This window comes from Paenibacillus sp. DS2015 (assembly GCF_050433705.1).
Taxonomy (GTDB): domain Bacteria; phylum Bacillota; class Bacilli; order Paenibacillales; family Paenibacillaceae; genus Paenibacillus_AQ.
Genome location: NZ_JBNPWS010000015.1, coordinates 1 through 18,114 on the forward strand (window position 1 = coordinate 1; position 18,114 = coordinate 18,114).

11 protein-coding genes and 2 pseudogenes are annotated in these 18,114 nt (G+C 38.8%); all 13 read left to right on the top strand.

Annotated features, from left to right (window positions below; genetic code table 11):
* Positions 1-111: 111 nt before the first annotated feature.
* Positions 112-1,383, top strand: a pseudogene (locus J2T13_RS14045) (DEAD/DEAH box helicase family protein); the annotation flags it as partial.
* A gap of 243 nt (positions 1,384-1,626) precedes the next feature.
* Positions 1,627-3,864, top strand: coding sequence for an RNase A-like domain-containing protein (locus J2T13_RS14050; protein ID WP_429372268.1), 2,238 nt, complete (start codon positions 1,627-1,629; stop codon positions 3,862-3,864).
* Positions 3,865-3,884: 20 nt separating this feature from the next.
* Positions 3,885-4,166 (top strand): hypothetical protein, encoded by a 282-nt coding sequence (locus tag J2T13_RS14055; RefSeq protein ID WP_429372270.1) that lies wholly within the window; start codon positions 3,885-3,887, stop codon positions 4,164-4,166.
* Between the two features lie 192 nt (positions 4,167-4,358).
* A pseudogene (locus J2T13_RS14060) lies at positions 4,359-4,877 on the top strand (HNH endonuclease); the annotation flags it as partial.
* Between the two features lie 17 nt (positions 4,878-4,894).
* On the top strand, positions 4,895-5,362 hold the full coding sequence (locus tag J2T13_RS14065; RefSeq protein WP_429372272.1) for a DUF6985 domain-containing protein: 468 nt from the start codon (positions 4,895-4,897) through the stop codon (positions 5,360-5,362).
* Positions 5,363-5,560: 198 nt separating this feature from the next.
* On the top strand, positions 5,561-5,815 hold the full coding sequence (locus tag J2T13_RS14070) for a hypothetical protein (protein ID WP_429372274.1): 255 nt from the start codon (positions 5,561-5,563) through the stop codon (positions 5,813-5,815).
* Positions 5,781-6,041 carry a type II toxin-antitoxin system RelE family toxin gene (locus tag J2T13_RS14075; RefSeq protein ID WP_429372276.1) on the top strand — a complete coding sequence of 87 codons (261 nt, stop codon included), beginning with the start codon at positions 5,781-5,783 and terminating at the stop codon, positions 6,039-6,041. The genes J2T13_RS14070 and J2T13_RS14075 overlap by 35 nt, the downstream gene beginning before the upstream one ends.
* A 281-nt stretch (positions 6,042-6,322) precedes the next feature.
* Positions 6,323-8,467: an EndoU domain-containing protein gene (locus tag J2T13_RS14080; protein WP_429372278.1), complete on the top strand. Its 2,145-nt coding sequence runs from the start codon at positions 6,323-6,325 to the stop codon at positions 8,465-8,467.
* Positions 8,468-8,583: 116 nt separating this feature from the next.
* The gene (locus tag J2T13_RS14085) at positions 8,584-8,997 is read left to right on the top strand and encodes a hypothetical protein (protein ID WP_429372280.1); all 414 of its coding nucleotides are present in this window, start codon (positions 8,584-8,586) and stop codon (positions 8,995-8,997) included.
* Positions 8,998-9,413: 416 nt separating this feature from the next.
* Positions 9,414-12,554, top strand: a complete 3,141-nt coding sequence (locus tag J2T13_RS14090) for a DUF3427 domain-containing protein (RefSeq protein WP_429372282.1) — start codon at positions 9,414-9,416, stop codon at positions 12,552-12,554.
* Positions 12,555-12,805: 251 nt separating this feature from the next.
* On the top strand, positions 12,806-13,702 hold the full coding sequence (locus J2T13_RS14095) for a DUF4007 family protein (RefSeq protein ID WP_429372284.1): 897 nt from the start codon (positions 12,806-12,808) through the stop codon (positions 13,700-13,702).
* Positions 13,695-17,165, top strand: coding sequence for a hypothetical protein (locus J2T13_RS14100; protein ID WP_429372286.1), 3,471 nt, complete (start codon positions 13,695-13,697; stop codon positions 17,163-17,165). Before J2T13_RS14095 ends, J2T13_RS14100 begins: the two co-directional genes overlap by 8 nt.
* Positions 17,166-17,185: 20 nt before the next feature.
* Positions 17,186-18,007, top strand: coding sequence for a hypothetical protein (locus J2T13_RS14105; RefSeq protein ID WP_429372288.1), 822 nt, complete (start codon positions 17,186-17,188; stop codon positions 18,005-18,007).
* The last annotated feature ends 107 nt before the right edge of the window (positions 18,008-18,114 follow it).

An 18,114-nucleotide genomic window follows, 5' to 3' on the forward strand; every position in this document is an offset into this window, starting at 1 on the left:
CCTCCTTTTTCACTAGATGATAAAGGAAGGCTTGGTGAATGGCACTAAAGGTTTGTAGGATTTGAAAAGCTACCGCGTAGCGGTTTAGTTCAACAAGGACTCTACGAGAAAATCATTAATAATATAACGGCGCAGCAGCTATCTGCCTTGGATCCGGAACGCTATGAGATTGGCAGGGAACCGCTAGATGCGGAAGAAGCGCGGAAGATGTTGTCCAACTATTTAGCTATGGTGACCCGTAGGGCACTTAAAGTCGTGCGAGAACAAAGCAGCGACGAAGAAGCGGTATTCGCGCAGATTCGGACCTGTAATGAGATTATCGACACATTGAAGAACACACTAGGGCAGGAAGAGTACAACGCCCTCTAGTTAGATGAACAAGGTGAAGTACTCACCTATGTGTATTCGAAGTTAAATCATATCCGTGGGATCAAGGAAGAGAAGGTGCTGAGACCGGTCACCCCTCTATCTCAAAGCTCTCTCTTTACCGGGTCTCACGCTGAACCTAATATGCTTCATGAGTTAAAGCGTGAGATTGTAACGGCGGATCGGATTGATCTACTTGTGTCTTTTATCAAATGGAGTGGGTTGCGTTGCCTCATGGAACAGTTCGAGCAGTTTACTGCTAATGGTGGACAGTTACGTGTCATAACAACAACCTACGCAGAATGAACTAAAGCATGTCTTACTGGCTTTAGTTCATTCTGCGTACATGCGTACATGGAAGCAACAGATATCAAGGCCGTGATCGAGCTCAGCAAACTCCCCAATACCGAGATCCAAATTTCCTATGACAGTGATCGGACGCGGTTGCATGCGAAAGCTTATGTTTTCCGAAGAGATAAGGGGTTCACCACCGCCTATGTCGGCTCATCTAATCTGTCCAATCCGGCGCTTACTAGTGGGCTAGAGTGGAACTTGAAGGTAACCGAGAAGGACTCGTACGATGTACTCAAGAAGATCGAGGCGACCTTCGAGAGCTATTGGAATGATAGGGAGTTTAAGAGCTTTTCATCCGAGGATGTGGAGCAGGTTCAACAACTTAAGGAAGCTTTAGGGAAGAAGAAAGAACAGCAGATCCTACAATTTCATTTCGAGATTACGCCCTATGATTATCAGAAAGAAGTACTAGAGAAGCTTGAAGTGCAACGAACGCTATTCGGTAGAACCAGAAACCTGTTGGTGGCGGCTACCGGAGTAGGGAAGACGGTTATTTCTGCTTTTGACTATAAAAGGTTTCTAACCAAGAACCCAAGAGCTAGACTCCTATTTGTCGCGCACCGAGAAGAGATTCTGAAGCAGAGCCAAGATACATTCCGTTTTATTCTAAAAGACTTGAACTTCGGCGATCTGCATGTAGGTCAGCATCAAGCGTATTCTCTGTGAGTGTAGAAGAGCCGATTGTATATGCTGTAGGTTTATATGCTTCATAGAACGGCTCTGATTAATTAATAGGAATGATATAATTTGATGATATTCCCTAAATTTGATAGAATATCAATAATATTCTTGGCTATTGATTACTAATATAAAACAGCTAAGCAACTACCGCGTCCAACCAAATCAGAGCAGAGCGAAATAAGGAACATTCGTAAATGACTATGTCTGAATATATGGAGGTGAAGTATGCTACAGAAGGTTGACCTTGGAAAATTATTAGATTTGGAACAAGGTATGAGACCGCTGAACAGGAAGACCGATGAAGATTGGATTTCTTTGTACAAGGAACTGAAAAGTATGGTAGACGTCATAAGGGGCGATTATTCTGAGTCTAGTGTTGTTCAGTCTTCCGTACGAGAAATAGAGAGTCTTATGCAAGAAATTCATAAGCTTTCGGAGTCTATCAGCAATAAAATAAGCAATAAGCGGTCTGAGTTAAAGAATACGGAGGCGCAGTACCGAAGTAATGAGGAGAAGCTGAAGCTCAGCCTGAATAAACTGATCACGGTCAACTGGAAATACCAGATCCCAGGTCAGTTTACCGGATTTGGAAGTAACGATGGCAAGACACCCGTTATAGATCGAATCAAGACATTTTTGCTCCAGATTAAGGATTCTTCCGTAGTTAACCGTCTAGACCCATTCAAGGACGACCCGAAGATTAGTTCATTGCTACAAATGCTGAACGTGGGCAATGCCCAAGAGCAGAAGTATGCGAGGGAACAGCTCGATATGATTCTTAAAGCATTGGATGAAGTCGCACGAAGTCAAATAGCCTATGGTATTTACAGCCGATACCAGAACGAGAACTATATGCTAGAAGCACATCGTTATGCTGATCTCCAGAGGTCTGAACTCAAGCGATTGGGTGTCTCCGATAAATATTACGATGGTTCTATCAATCTATCAACACATTACAAAGGCTCTCCCTTAGCAGCCTGTTCATATAATCCGCTCAGAACGGATGGTTCAGCGATGCCAACAGAAGGTGAGCTGCGTATGGTCATCGCAGTGGGGATGCTGAATGAGGCGTATCGACAATGGGCCAAGACGAATTATAATCAGATTGAAGCATCGGTATTGAAAGCAGCAGAGCAGAGGAAGGCCATACAGCATACGCTGGACGAATATAACCGAACGATACCAAGGGAAGACATAGAGAAGATGCAACAGTATTTGAAAACGCTGAATATATATCAAGGTGAAGTTACGGGAGAGTACGACCTTGCATTTCTATTGGCGGTTTCAGGCTATCAGCATATATCCAATACGGCAAGTACGCGAGCCGCTTTATGGAAGTACACATTTGAAGTCAATGGTAAAGTAGACAAGAACCTATTGCAGCTGGCATTTGCAGATAGTGCGTCAGGTTATCGAAACAATCCGGATCTGAAGATCAATCCCCATATGACCATAGGTGCAATGACGCTGGTTGGAGTAGGGGATGGGGTGGTCAGCCAATTGGTGGATGACGGAAAAGATATTATCGAATCTGTCTGGAGCACCTCACCAGCTAATCTTAAATTCTGGACCGAAACACTTCCGGAGACATACCAATTGGGAGAAGCGATTGTAAAAGGCGAGATAACGATTACGGATATAAAGGATAGTATAGGAGAAGGATTAGCAGAGCAGTTTGTAACGCCGTTCAAAGATATTGAAAGATTATCTGCAAAAGTGATGAGCGGAAAGGCTACATATGAAGAAAGTGTAGAATATGGACGAGCCCTGGCCAAAGCAGTCCAAGTGGTGATCATCGTGGTTGCCGCTGCGAAGTCAGGCGCACAATTAGCAGCTAAGACAGGCGATAAGTTAGCGAAGTTGGTTCCCGAGTTGTATAAGGGGATCGAGCCGAAAGGATTAAGTACGGTCACCCCAGATGGGGTAAAAATTAAGATGAATGATTCGAAAGTTCCAGACATCGGGGATCTACCAATAACAGATGTACAGAAGAATTATATTGACTTTTATGAAGGGAAAACTGATAAGGGGGTAACTGGGGGGAGGGGTGAAATTGACCCTGATGCAATCCGTAAAATAGATAATAATATTCTTGATAGAATGGAATCTGCTGGAGGGCATACTGTAGATAGGCATGTTTCTAAGACGAACGAGGAATTGATTAAAAGAGCAATACAAGAGGATGTCGAAGCGGCTACTTCATTCACTGATAAAAATACAGCAATTAAAGCCATTCAAGAGAATCTGCGCAAAAATGCAGAAGATATTGCCGAATGGCTAAATGAATCTGATACGGGAAGAAAGATGTTTGATGTTTCACATAAGAATCCAGTAGGTAAAGGGGTTCTTGAAGATAAAAAGCAAGTTATTTATGACCTAAATGATTCTAGAGTAGTTCTGATTAGGGATTCAACTCAGGAATTAGGATTTAAAATTTTGACTAGCTTCCCAATCATTAAATAACAGTAGTAGGTGGTGATATCTTGAATGATGAATTGAACCTTGAAACTTTTGAGTACTTTCTTGAATGTTATTTTAACGTAAGTGCTAACTATGACGAATTGGATAAAATTACGAGTGATTTCAACTCATTTGAAAATCTCAAATATCGTCAAAAGCTCAAAGTAGAGTTAGAATTAATTCTGCAACTAAAGAATTTGGATAATGTTCAGGAATTCGTTAAAAAATATGGTATGAGAAAAATGAATGAAGAGAAACTGAAATGGTTAATTCAATGTATCTTAGATAACTTAGAACTAAGTTAATATCTATTTAGCCCCCTAGAGGCTTGGACAGTACAACAGGCTATCCAGTTTTCGAATAAGGAGATAGGTGGGGGCGATTTGAAGCTCCACCCAGTGTCGAATTCCCACATCATTCAACCAATCACACACTTAACCCATGTAATACCCGTATAATGAATTCGTAATTTCGTTTGAACGCACAAGAAATGCTCGAAATCGAGACTTAATCAAACGCCATCACCTAATAATAAAACGGTTAGTTTTGAGGGGCAAAGGGGCGAAACAAAATGTATTTTAAAACCACCACCAGACCCTGAATTGAAGAAGATATTAGACGAAGCAGGTATTGATGGTATAAATTATAAGAACGGAGTACCTGATTTTTCGCCTGTAGCAAAAGCACAACTGGAAATTGACCATATGATGGGCGGAGTTGGTAGTAATGGAACTAAAGCTAGAGCTGCGAATTTTAAACAAGCAGATATAAAATTGGCTGAGCAACTTAATAACTCACCTGAGTTGGCTAGTTACTTTGGGTTAACCCCAGGAAAAATTAAAGCAGGAGACATTGCAGATATTCGCGAAGAATTAAAGCTAACTTGGCACGAATTAAATGATGGGAAAACAATTCAACTTGTGCCATCTGAAATTAACAGCAAATTCGGACATCTAGGTGGCGTTGGAGAGATAAACGCAGGAGCGTTTGAACCGGGTGGATTTGCAAATAATTAGAAGGGAGATTTCTCAAATTGAAAATTAATGATACAGTTTTCGGTGAACTTGAATTTGATTATGTGTGGAGCAAGGATACTACAATTGAGTTTTTCGGAGGACAAGTCAATATTGCTTTGATGGTAGATGGTGAAGAAGATGGCGAATTTAGTGAAAAACAGTATGCTTCATATAATACTTTGAAAGAAAATTGGGGGGCTATTCAGCAAAGTATTCTGAAACCAATTTTAGATTATTACAAACAGAAGCGATCTGAACTTGGGTATGACGTTTCATATAATGAAAAGTACCCTTTAATTGAAACAAATGATAAACTTCTTGAAAGTATCATGCTAGTTGGGATTTATGTACCATCTGCAAGACGATTTGAAGGCAGATATATTGGACTAACATTTGACTGTACATGGGATGAAGAAAATGGGGTTGGTATACGTCTAATTAATGAAGATGTAGCTAGGGTGGGATACCAAGATGTGGCACTTTGAGTATTTGTGGGGGCTACCCAGTGCCGAATGAACTCAAGGATTATATATTGCGCAACCTCAAGCAAACCAAGAACACTCGTAACAATCTCATTAGCAAAATGAAGTATTTCCAAGAGCACTTGAACCATTAGGTGGCAGATTTAACTATGGAACGCTATAATGAAACTATGAAATAAACTCCACGATGGAGGTGTTTGTATGGCAGTAAATAAAGATAAGATGTTGGAAATGTTCGAACGGTTGCCCGACACCGCGCAACAATCGGCATTTGATTATTTACAATACCTTTCTACAAGGCATACCCGACCTGATTGGGATGAAATTGTAAAGTTAGACCCAGATGATATGCCTCTCAGCAATGAAGAACAGCACCAGTTAACCAGCGATAATGGATTTATGTCTTGGGAGGAAGCGATGAATGAACTCGACTTACCGACTGACACTAAGCCGTGATTCTGTTAAGTTTATTGCTAAACAAGAAAAGGTTATTCAGGAGCGAATAAGGAGAGCAGTACTCGGCTTGTCAACTCGACCACCCATTGGAGATATTAAACTAATGAAAGGTTTTGACAAACGCTTTCGATTGCGAGTAGGAAGTTATCGTATTCTTTTTGAAGTCAATCACCAAGAAAGAAACGTTACCATTCTGACTATCGATAATCGTGGTGACGTATATTGATTTAACAAGGCCTCCCTTCATTGGGAGGTTTTTTCTTGTAATCATATATATACCGTTACTGAAAAGCTGTTGTTGATGTTCTGTATGATGGATGGCAAAGACATTCTAGCTTACTTTGACCATATGATAGCTGCAGAAATACATCATGGAGATGGAAGAAGTGAAGGGGCCGTTCATATGAATTCTGATCTTGTTGTTTAGGTCTATCGATCCATATAATATATCTCCTCAACATGATAAGTTATTTGTATATTTTGTAAAAATTATCTAGAATAAAGCGGGTGAGAAATATCAGCAACAAGAACCAAAGCATAGATATAGACAAGCTCTTACAATTATCTCAAGAAATCAAGCGTCTGGAACGGATGATTGAAGAGCAAACAACACAGATGTACAGTGATTCCAGCGGTATCATAGATGAAGTTAAACGGGGATACCCGGAAGGTGATGTCCAGAGGGCCGCTTATGAAGTCGAGGATATCCTTGGACAGATCCGGAAGGATTCCAAAGTCATTTACGACAAGTTACATGAGCAGAATAAGCTGTTGAATTCAATAGCAGGACAATACATATCAGATGAAGAAAAGCTTAAACAGCTTGTTCGGAAGCCGCAAGTGAAGTTCTCAGTTCGGGGCAGTTCCAATTCATTGTTTACCCAGTATAATGAAAGGGTCATTGGGGATGCCTTTAAGTTACAATCACCGATCGAAATGGTGAAGAGTCTGCTTACTAAGGGACAGGAAGTATCATTAACGCTACGACTAAGCAAATTTAAAGACGATGAACGGATTGGGATGTATCTCGAACTGCTAGAGACAGGAAGCTTAGAGAAACAGCAGTTCGCAAGAGAGCAGTTAACCGCAATTAATGAAGCGTTGGTCCAAATTGCCCGTAACCAAACAGCATATGGACTCTATAGTAAGTATGGCAACCCACTCTATATGGAGGAAGTCCACATAGAAGCCGAGAAAGCCAGAGCTGAATTGGCGGAGTTAGGTGTAGCAGAGAAATGGTATGCTGCAGACGTCAGCTTGATATCTCACTATGTAGGATCGCCCCTGGATGCGTGTCAGTATAATCCACTGAAGCAAGATCGATCCGCCATGCCCACCCTAGATGAGCTTCGCTTCTTCTTACTGGTCGGCTCTAGAAATGAATGGCTTCAAGGTCAGTTAAGAGAGCAGTATGATAGGATGGAGAAGATCGTCATAGCGGCGGACCAATGGCGTACAGAGGTTAAGGCTACACTAGAAGAGTACAATCAATCCACATCTACAGCCCACATCGAGATGATGCAGCAGTTCCTAAAAGACAAACATCTATATGAGGGAGAAGTGACAGGTACATACAGTTTAGCGTTATTAACTGCGGTACAACAATACCAGACCCAATATAATGAAAGTGAACGAGCAACCCAGTTACAGTATACAAGCGAGGTCGATGGTAAAATCGACAACAAGTTAATCAATCTCGTATATATGGATAGAGGACTGATAGGAGAAACTCAGGGAGAACTCGACATGTGCTATGCACCGGAGCAGATGGTGGAGGATACGAGAAATGGATTTCAGAAATCGCTGGATAGCATAGGAGAAATAGGGTCTGATTTCGTAGCGGCTGCAGTAGACCGAAGCAATAAAGCATGGGATTCGCCGGGTGATTTCTTGAATTATCTTACATCGGGTATACCAAAAGGGATCTATGATGCAGCATTTGAGCGTGCGGAAAAGCGAAAAGACTCCGTATTTGATTATCTAGATTACTTATCTATAGGGTTCGCAGGAACAGTCAGAGGTACATTTAATCCCCAAGAAGGGGCCCTGTCTAAAGAACATTGGATGAATAGCTTTGGACTGGCATCTTTATTGGCCGCACCTATTCAGATAAAAATGAAAACATCCAATACAACCACTTTGAGGAATAATGCGGTGTCACCCATAGAAAAGGCAACGCCAGCCGAATTGAAAAAACAAGATGACATAGAGATTAAGACTCAGAAGGTAGATGAAGTTAAACCGCTAAAAGATGAGAATTTGGCGGAGAGCAGTAGGGTTGAGGGGACGGGTGATGTTGGTAAAGTCGTTCCACCACCTAAGACTGTAATAAGTCCAGAAATGGAAACTAAGATATTGGAAGGCCAACGAAAGATTCCAAAGAATGATTTAATAGGTGGACATTCGCCAAGCATTAACAATGCTAACGATATTTTCGTAGTTGAAGTATTATCAACTAATGCTGATGGTACAAAAAATGTAGTTTTTACAAAGCAGTTCCCTGACGGAAATATTTCCAAACTAAAAAGGAGTACCCTATTTCCAGATTCTTGGAGTGATGAACAAATTCTCAAGAACATAACTGATGTTGGTAATACACCTACTATTTCTACAAGAATAAGGGATGGAGCAACTTGGCATAGAGCTCTATAAATGGTGTAGAAATTGATGTAATTAAAGTTGGTGACGATGTAACAAGTGGTTATCCAACAGGTACGATAAATGCGTTTCGCCCATCAGGTTTTTAATTCAAATTGGAGGAATCAAATATGTACAAAGAACTAGATAACCTTCTATCTGCTGATACAACAGTAGATTCGTGGTACGATGATGGCTGTGTCATTGCAAGCGAGATGCTCTCGGAGTTTAACCCAAGTGATTGGGCTGATTTATCTAATCAAGTGCATAATAAACCTATAGAGTGGCAGAGAAAATTAGCGTATTGTTTGGATAATGAGTGCAATGTAAATGAATTCAACATTTTATTATCATTGCTCAGTACGAATGATGAGGAATTATTCGAAATATGTATTGATACACTAAGAAGTTTTGAAAATGAAGAAATTAAGAAAATGATATTAGATAACCCCAAGATACTCGAACGTGTAAATGACTTATTACACACTGCTAGCGTACCAGTAAAGAAAATGCTCCAAGATTTCCTTTCGAAAATCCATTTGTGATTTTGTGTATTAGGATGTTAATTACGTTTTAGACCTTGATTAGCTTAGGTTTTTTAAGGTATTTTCCTCGGTGGGGGCTACCCAGTGTCGAATGAACCCATCACTTAATAAGTAACACATATAACCCATGTAATACCCAGATAAAGATTTCATCATTTCGCTTGTACGTACAGTAATGCTTGACAATGTATAACCTAAATAACGCTATAGCCTTACGTAATACAGGGCAATTATGGTCAAATCCCACCATGATTGCCCTGTTTTTTGTTATCTTCGTTTTCTCTAGTTTTTTCAATGAATGATGATTCCATTGGGGTGAGGACTGTTATTGAATATGCTTAAAGGTTATCCACCCCCCTTGTCGAATCATGACTAAGAGACTTATCACCCTACTCCATCGCAAAAGAGGTAACTTCATGAAACAAGGACTCTACGAGCAAATCATTAATAATATAACGGCGCAGCAGCTATCTGCCTTGGATCCGGAACGCTATGAGATTGGCAGGGAACCGCTAGATGCGGAAGAAGCGCGGAAGATGTTGTCCAACTATTTAGCTATGGTGACCCGTAGGGCACTTAAAGTCGTGCGAGAACAAAGCAGCGACGAAGAAGCGGTATTCGCGCAGATTCGGACCTGTAATGAGATTATCGACACATTGAAGAACACACTAGGGCAGGAAGAGTACAACGCCCTCCAGTTAGATGAACAAGGTGAAGTACTCACCTATGTGTATTCGAAGTTAAATCATATCCGTGGGATTAAGGACGAGAAGGTGCTGAGACCTGTTACCCCTCTATCTCAAAGCTCTCTCTTTACCGGGTCTCATGCTGAACCTAATATGCTTCATGAGTTGAAGCGTGAGATTGTAACGGCGGATCGGATCGATCTGCTGGTGTCTTTTATCAAATGGAGCGGTCTACGTTGCCTCATGGAGCAGTTCGAAGAGTTTACCGCCTATGGTGGGCAATTACGTGTCATAACAACTACATATATGGAAGCAACAGATATAAAGGCCGTACTGGAGCTCAGCAAACTCCCCAATACCGAGATCCAAATTTCCTATGACAGTGATCGGACGCGGTTGCATGCGAAAGCCTATGTTTTCCGAAGAGATACGGGGTTCACCACCGCCTATGTCGGCTCATCTAATCTGTCCAATCCGGCACTTACTAGTGGGTTAGAGTGGAACTTGAAGGTGACTGAGAAGGACTCATACGATGTACTCAAGAAGATCGAAGCAACCTTCGAGAGCTATTGGAATGATAGAGAGTTTAAGAGCTTTTCATCCGAGGATGCGGAGCAGGTCCAACAACTGAAGGAAGCCTTAGGGAAGAAGAAGGAACAGCAGACCTTACAATTTCATTTTGAGATTACGCCCTATGATTATCAGAAAGAAGTATTAGAGAAGCTTGAAGCGCAACGAACGTTATTCGGTAGAACCAGAAACCTGTTGGTGGCGGCTACCGGAGTAGGGAAGACGGTTATTTCTGCTTTTGACTATAAAAGGTTTCTAACCAAGAACCCAAGAGCTAGACTCCTATTCGTGGCGCACCGAGAAGAGATTCTGAAGCAGAGCCAAGATACATTCCGCTTTATTCTAAAAGACTTGAACTTCGGCGATCTGCATGTAGGCCAGCATCAAGCGGAGGCTATGGATCATTTGTTCATTAGTATTCAGAGTTTTAACTCTATGAAGCTAACGGAGAAGACCACGAGCGATTTCTATGACTTCATCATCGTGGATGAATTTCATCATGCCGCTGCGCCTTCCTACCAGAAGCTATTATCCTACTATAACCCGCAGATCCTACTGGGATTGACGGCAACACCGGAACGGATGGATGGCAAAGATATTCTAGCTTACTTCGACCATACAATAGCTGCTGAAATCCGCCTGACCGATGCGATCGATCGTAAATTGCTCTGTCCTTTTCAGTATTTTGGCATAACGGATCATGTAGATCTGTCACGAGTGAAATGGTCTAGAAAGGGCTATGATCTGGCGGAGCTAGAGCAGGTATATACACATAATAAAATACGCACGACGCAAATTATTAATAGTATGAATAAATACGTCACGGATATGGAAGATGTGAAGGGGCTTGGATTCTGTGTGAGTGTAGAACATGCCCTGTATATGGCTAAGGTCTTTGAAGAAGCGGGAATTCCAGCGGTGGCGTTGCATGGGAATTCTAGTGAACAGGAGCGAAGCACCGTTAAAAGTAGACTCATCAGCGGTGAGATCTCCATGATCTTTGTCGTGGATCTCTACAATGAGGGCGTGGATATTCCAGCCGTCAATACGATTCTGTTCCTGCGTCCAACGGAGAGCTTAACCGTATTCTTGCAGCAGTTAGGTCGTGGACTACGATTGGCCGAGGGCAAAGAGTGTCTTACGGTACTAGATTTTATTGGACAAGCTCATCAGGAATATAACTTCCAAGATAAGTTTAGAGCGTTAATGGGCAAGACGAAGCACTCGATTCAGCATTATGTAGAGAATGGATTCTCTTCTCTGCCTAGAGGAACCTTCATTCAACTAGAGAAGCAAGCCAAGGATTATATATTACGCAACCTCAAGCAAACCAAGAACACTCGTAACAATCTCATTAGCAAAATGAAGTATTTTCAAGAGGATACAGGGGTTGAACTGACATTGGCTAACTTCGTTCGCTACCATGGTATGTCTTTGTTCGACTTCTATGGAGGTCGGAGTGGGAACCGATTCTTTAGAGGATTAATGGTAGAAGCAGGGCTACTAGAATCTTTCGAATGGGACCATCCCGAATACGTGAAGCGCATTCCGGCATTGTTGAACTTGAATTCTCGCAGATGGTTGAAGTTCTTAATTAACTATTTGGAAAATGGTGTGCAGCCACATGACGATGAAGAGAACCGGATGTTAGTTATGTTCTACTATACATTTTATCGGGCAGAGCCTGTAAAACAAGGATTCAAAGATATAGAAGAAGGCATTCAAGAAATCCTAGCCTGTCCCCAGTTCCGCGACGAAATTGTGGATATTCTACAATATAATGAGGAACATCTTGATTTTGTGGATAAGAAACACGAGTTTCCCTTCACTTGTCCACTAGATATCCACTGTATGTACAGCATGGATCAGATATTAGCGGCATTTGGCTACTGGAATGGGGATAAAGCGCCTACTTTCCGCGAAGGTGTGAAATATTTCGAGAGTGAGCAGACGGATATTTTCTTCATTACACTGAACAAATCCGATAAAGACTTCTCACCATCGACACTCTATGAGGACTATGCGATTAATGAACGGCTGTTCCATTGGCAGACACAAAGCAGTGTGTCCGAAGATACTAAGACCGCTCAGCGGTATATCCATCATCGAAGCACAGGTAACCGCATTGCGTTGTTTGTTCGAGAATACAAAGAGAGTGATAGATTCACCTCGCCGTTTGTCTTCTTAGGACAAGCGGATTATGTGAGCCATGAGGGGAATAAGCCGATGAGTATTGTGTGGAGATTGAGGGAGGAGTTGCCGCCACAGATGGTGGGGGTGGCTAATAAGTGTATTGTGTAAGACTAATATAAATACAATAAAATGTATTTATATTACACAAAAAAATAAAGTGAAGTTGCTTAAGTATGGTTTATTGAACAAATATATTATGAAGGGTTATAATTAGATATATTTTGAAATTAATATAGTCAGTCTTATAACAAAAATGTTCCTGGAGGATCCTATCCAGGAATATTTTTTATGATATAATAATTAAAAGCGAATATACATTCTCATTATTGAGTAGTAGTCTTAGGAGGTTTACTATAATTATGAAGTACGGACAACATGAAACATTTCACTTACGGTTAAATTGGCTACGGAAGGGTATAAAGATGATTAATTTTGATCCTAGATTTTTCTTCGATAAAAATGCTGCTGAAAAAATAGGACTAGGTAAAAACATGGTTCAATCTTTACGCTTTTGGATCACAGCTACCGACATTGCAATAGAGATAAAGAGTGATGACAATAAGAATATTCATCAGTTAACTCCATTAGGCGAAGTGATAAATACCTTTGATCCGTATCTTGATGTTAGAGATTCACTGTCACTATTACATTACTCGCTAATTGACAAAGGGCATAAGAATCGGCTTTTTGTTTGGTATGGTTTTTTTAATTCATTCTCCCGGACCTCTTTTACGAAAGAAGAAATTGTTGATGAACTTGTTCTTTGGGCAGCTCGTGAAGGTGAAGTAACTTCGGAAAAATCTTTAAAGAGAGACTTAGATTGTATGATTAGGCTATATGTTAAAGATAATAATCTAAAGGATCCTGAGGATGTAACACAAAGTCCATTAGGAAAGCTGAACCTATTATCTGTTTCGGAAGAAAGCTCGAGTGTTTACATAAAACATAATTTAAAATATAAAGATATTGGGATTACTGCGTTAATGTATTCTTTATTAAAGTATGGAGAAAAGAATGAAACTGATAATGTCGCTATAGAAGAAATAGAGAGTAAACCTAATTTGTGGGGGAAAGTGTTCCAACTACAAAGGTCAGAAATTATTGATGCGTTAGAAGAATTATCAGAACACTTAAAATATCCTGTTGTGTTTCAGAGGACTAATCGATTAAATACAATATTATTACCAAGTGTTTCGTCAATTGATTATCTTCGTGAGGATTATAGCAGTAGGATTGGAGAATTAAATCATGTCTAATAGAAATCCCAAATTTCAATCTAGTATTAATATCAGATTTGATCTTGGAGAAGAGGATTTTATAAATAGATTTTTACCTACTACATCTCATATAGCTCCATTTAAAGGTATTTTAAATGGGATATTAGGTGGTACAAAGTCACATATTATTTCAGGACCATACGGATCAGGAAAATCATTAATAAGCACTATCATTACAGCGATTATCTCCAAAAAATATAATAATGATGTATTGATGAATTTAATAGAAAAGTTCAACGTAGTTGACGATCAAATCGGGGTCTCAATAAAAAATGTTGTGAATAATGAAATTAAGTATATACCAGTTATATTAGAAGGTAATGTCCATAATTTTCGTAAAGCACTTATTTCCTCTATTTATAAAGCATTGAAAAATGATGGTACTCCGCTTGTTTTGCCTAGTCTAATTGTTGAAATAATTAGTATGGTGAAAAAATGGGAGATTGAATTTCCTGCTACATATTCTTTATTTATTCAGCAATTAAATAATAAAAATTTTGAATTGGCCTCTTGGATTACACTAATAGAAAACTGTAATGAAGCTGAGATATTGTGGTTTTCAAATATTTATCCTACTCTAACTTCGGGGTCTCCCTTCGTTCCAAGTTTCTCAGGTGAGTTGGTTTCGCAAGTGAACCATATTCTTAGTGAGTTAAAAAAGGTTAATAAAGGTCTGTTTATTGTTCATGATGAGTTTGGTAGATTTCTACAGTCTATTAATCCTAGTGAAGTACATGAGGCTATGCAAGATCTTCAAGATATTGCTGAATTAGCAGATCATAATTCATTCCACAATTTAAGTATATTATTAATTACTCACAAAAATATGAGGCAATATGCGCATCGATTCCATGAAGATTTACAAAAAGAATTTCAAAGAATAGAGAAACGATATTCTCTCTACAGTATAGAAAGTGACCAATCTACATTTGTACGTATCTCTCATATATCTACTCAGCACATGCGTGAGCAATGGGATCCGGAAAAGGATAAAATTAACTTGTGGAACGGTTTAACAAGATATTCGCTTTTTCCAGAACTATCACAGTATGAACAGACTGCACTTATCGTTGAAGGATGTTACCCACTTCACCCAATTTCTTTATTTTGTATGCCAAAGCTAGCGAATATTGTCGCTCAGAATGAACGCACATTATTCACTTTTTTGGAAAGTAACGAAAGTGGAGGTTTGAACAATCATTATGAGATATATAATGATTGGTATACAACTGATGGATTATTTGATTACTTTGAACCTGCTTTTGATGAGTTCGAACAAGATTCAAATATTAAAGAAAGCTATCTCTTATATAAAAGATTGCAAAAACGGCTAATTCCTTCTAAATATCTTAAAGATCAATTGAAAATTTTAAAATTATTGACGTTATGGGATATCGCCAATCTGAACATTCGGGTTATTCCAAACCTTGATTTTATTTCTTATGCTTTATTATTAACTCTAGAGGAAACACAAGATCGATTAGATGAGTTATTCAAATTGAAGGTACTTCGTTATATGAATGATGAAAATCGATTTATACTATACGAAGGTAGTGTGGTAGATGTTAATAAAGAAATAGGGAGTAGACTTCGTTCATCTATATATTCAGTTAAACAAAAATTAGAGATGGGTAATAAGTTATTGGAATCAAAATATTATTTACCAAAACTTTATAATGATGAAAAAAGTATAACAAGGTTTGCAGAAGTAACTCTCGCACATTTATCAGATATTTCTGGAGAAGGAAATCAAATTAAACATAGCAAAGAAGCTGATTTAAATATTATATTTATTGTCACGGATATCGTAGAAGAGGTTGAAGCGATTAAAAAGAAAGTTGATGAGCTGACATCCTCTATTAAAAATGTTATTTTTGTGACTCCTAACGGTCCGTCAAAAGGTATCTTTGGAAATCTCGAGAAACTGCTTATTATTGAAAGTCTAGAGCAAGATAAGGTCTTTTTGATTCAGGATCGGTTTCTAATTGATGAATTAGCATACCTAAAGAGATCATTACTTCATAATATTACAACAGAATTAACTCCATATTTGAATTTCACTAGTGATTGTGAATGGATATATGACGGAAATACTCTTAATATTTCTGATGAACGGTCATTGAGTAGTAGTCTCTCAAAAATTATGTATAAGCTCTATCCCTTTACGCCTGAAGTCCGTAATGAGTCATTTAACAGAAGAAATATTGCAAAGGTTCAAGAAAAAGGTGCATACAAAGTTATTGACAAAATAATAGAGAGCATCCAAACAAATAAAGAAGAGATTGAAATTAGTGGTTTTGGTCCCGACTATTTGATTTATGCAACTGTTCTTAAAAATAACAGGATTCACCCGTTGAAACCAGAAGAGTTACAAGACGAATCTTTACTACAATTGCGTGAGGATCTTCTCACCGTTTTAAACCAAGAGCAGGGTCCTTTTACAGACTTACTTGATGTATTGAGAAATAGGCCATTTGCTGTGAGGCTGCCTATAATCCCACTTCTTTTACCGGCTTTAATCGGATATAAATGGAAATATTTGCTTTTCTATAATAATGATATTTTTATAAAGTCAATCAACGGCGAACTATTGTGGAAAATGGTATCCGATCCAAGTAATTATACTTTTGTATACCAATCGATAGAAGGTAAATATAACGAACTCATTCCATTAGTGGATAAGTGTTTCTCTTCATATATCTATGAAGAAGATAGAGGATTACAAACTCCTGTTTATGTGAGTAACATTCTAGTTCGTTGGTATCAGTCAATTTCTAGATTGTCTCGTATATCCACTAAACAATCATTATTATCCAATCAATTACGTGAAATAATAAGAATATGTGAAGTTCGACCATTAGATGCAATGGAAAGGTTACTAGAATTCACAAATGGTGGACAGGGATCCACAAAAATCGAGAGTGCGAAAGTTGAAAGTGAACAATACATCAGTATGAAGCATGAAAAAATTATAGAAAAAGTGATATTTGCTGCAATTGATATTAAGAGCTATAGTGATCTATTAACTTGGGCAGAAGGGCATTCGAAGATAACTAGAAAAACATCTAAATTGATATCTTCAATATTAACTTCGGATTCAGTGAATTATATAGATGCTATTTCTCAATCATTAGTTGGAGTAAGGAGAGAGGATTGGTCCGATGCAACAGACGAGGTATTTGAGACTGAATTATCAAATGAATTAAATAATATTAAGAATCAAGATACGACAAAAGACTATATTGAGTTTAATCTTAGCAAAGAATCAATTGTTTTATCAAAAGTTGAACTATCTAGGAAGTCTCATATTATCTATGATGATATAAAAAGGAAACTTAAATATACCGGAAGAAATGTTACTTCCGAGGAGTTATTAATTATCCTCTGGAAACTGATGAAAGATATTTCTAAGGCTGATAGTTCTGATGCTGCTGAAGACTAATTGAGAAGGTGGATACTAGTATGAACAGAAAACCAGTACACGTAGCAATGTTCAGTGGTGGCGCTGCAAGTGCGTATGTAACTTATCAAATGGTTCAAACACATGGGAAAGAAAATAGTATATTATTTTTCACAAATACATTGTGGGAAGACGATGATAATTATCGGTTTATGTACGAAGTAGCTGATTATATTGGAATTGAAATCACTGAAAGAGTTGATGGAAGAACTCCGGAAGAAGTTTTTGAAGATACAAGGTTTTTGGGGAATTCAAGGCTTGCTAAGTGTTCTTCAGAGTTGAAAGTTAGACAAACAGTTATTTTTATTGAAGACCTAAGGGACCAAGGCCTTGAACCTATACTTTACTTCGGTATTGGCGCACACGAAAAACAACGTGCAGAGAACCTTAAGGATTTTTACGGACACCAATCGTTAGAATCTGTAGAAACAAGATTCCCGATGTTTGAGGGTAATATAAAGGATGTCGATGCTAAGAGAGTTATTATTGAGGAATGGGGAATCAAGTTACCAAGGATGTATGATTTGGGATTCTCACACGCTAATTGCGGTGGACGCTGCGTACGAGGTGGATTTAAGCACTATGCAGATCTTTATAGAATTTGGCCGCATAAATTTCAAGAGCAAGAAGAGATGGAAGAGCGAATGAGAGAGACATTAGGCGATGTAAGTATATTGAAATCAAAGGATACCGGAAAAGCTTATACCCTTCGTGAATACCGGATGTATTTGGAAATCATTAATAAGGGAATTGATGAAGTAGCTTCAGCTAGCTTAATACCTGAAGAAGATGATATGGTGCCATGTGTATGTGTATACTCATAATTCCGGATATTTAATAGTAGCATAAATGAATTATTGAAATAGAAAGATAATATATGTAGATTTATTCAGTGATATATGTAAGAGCCTAAACTGCAAAATAGTATAGC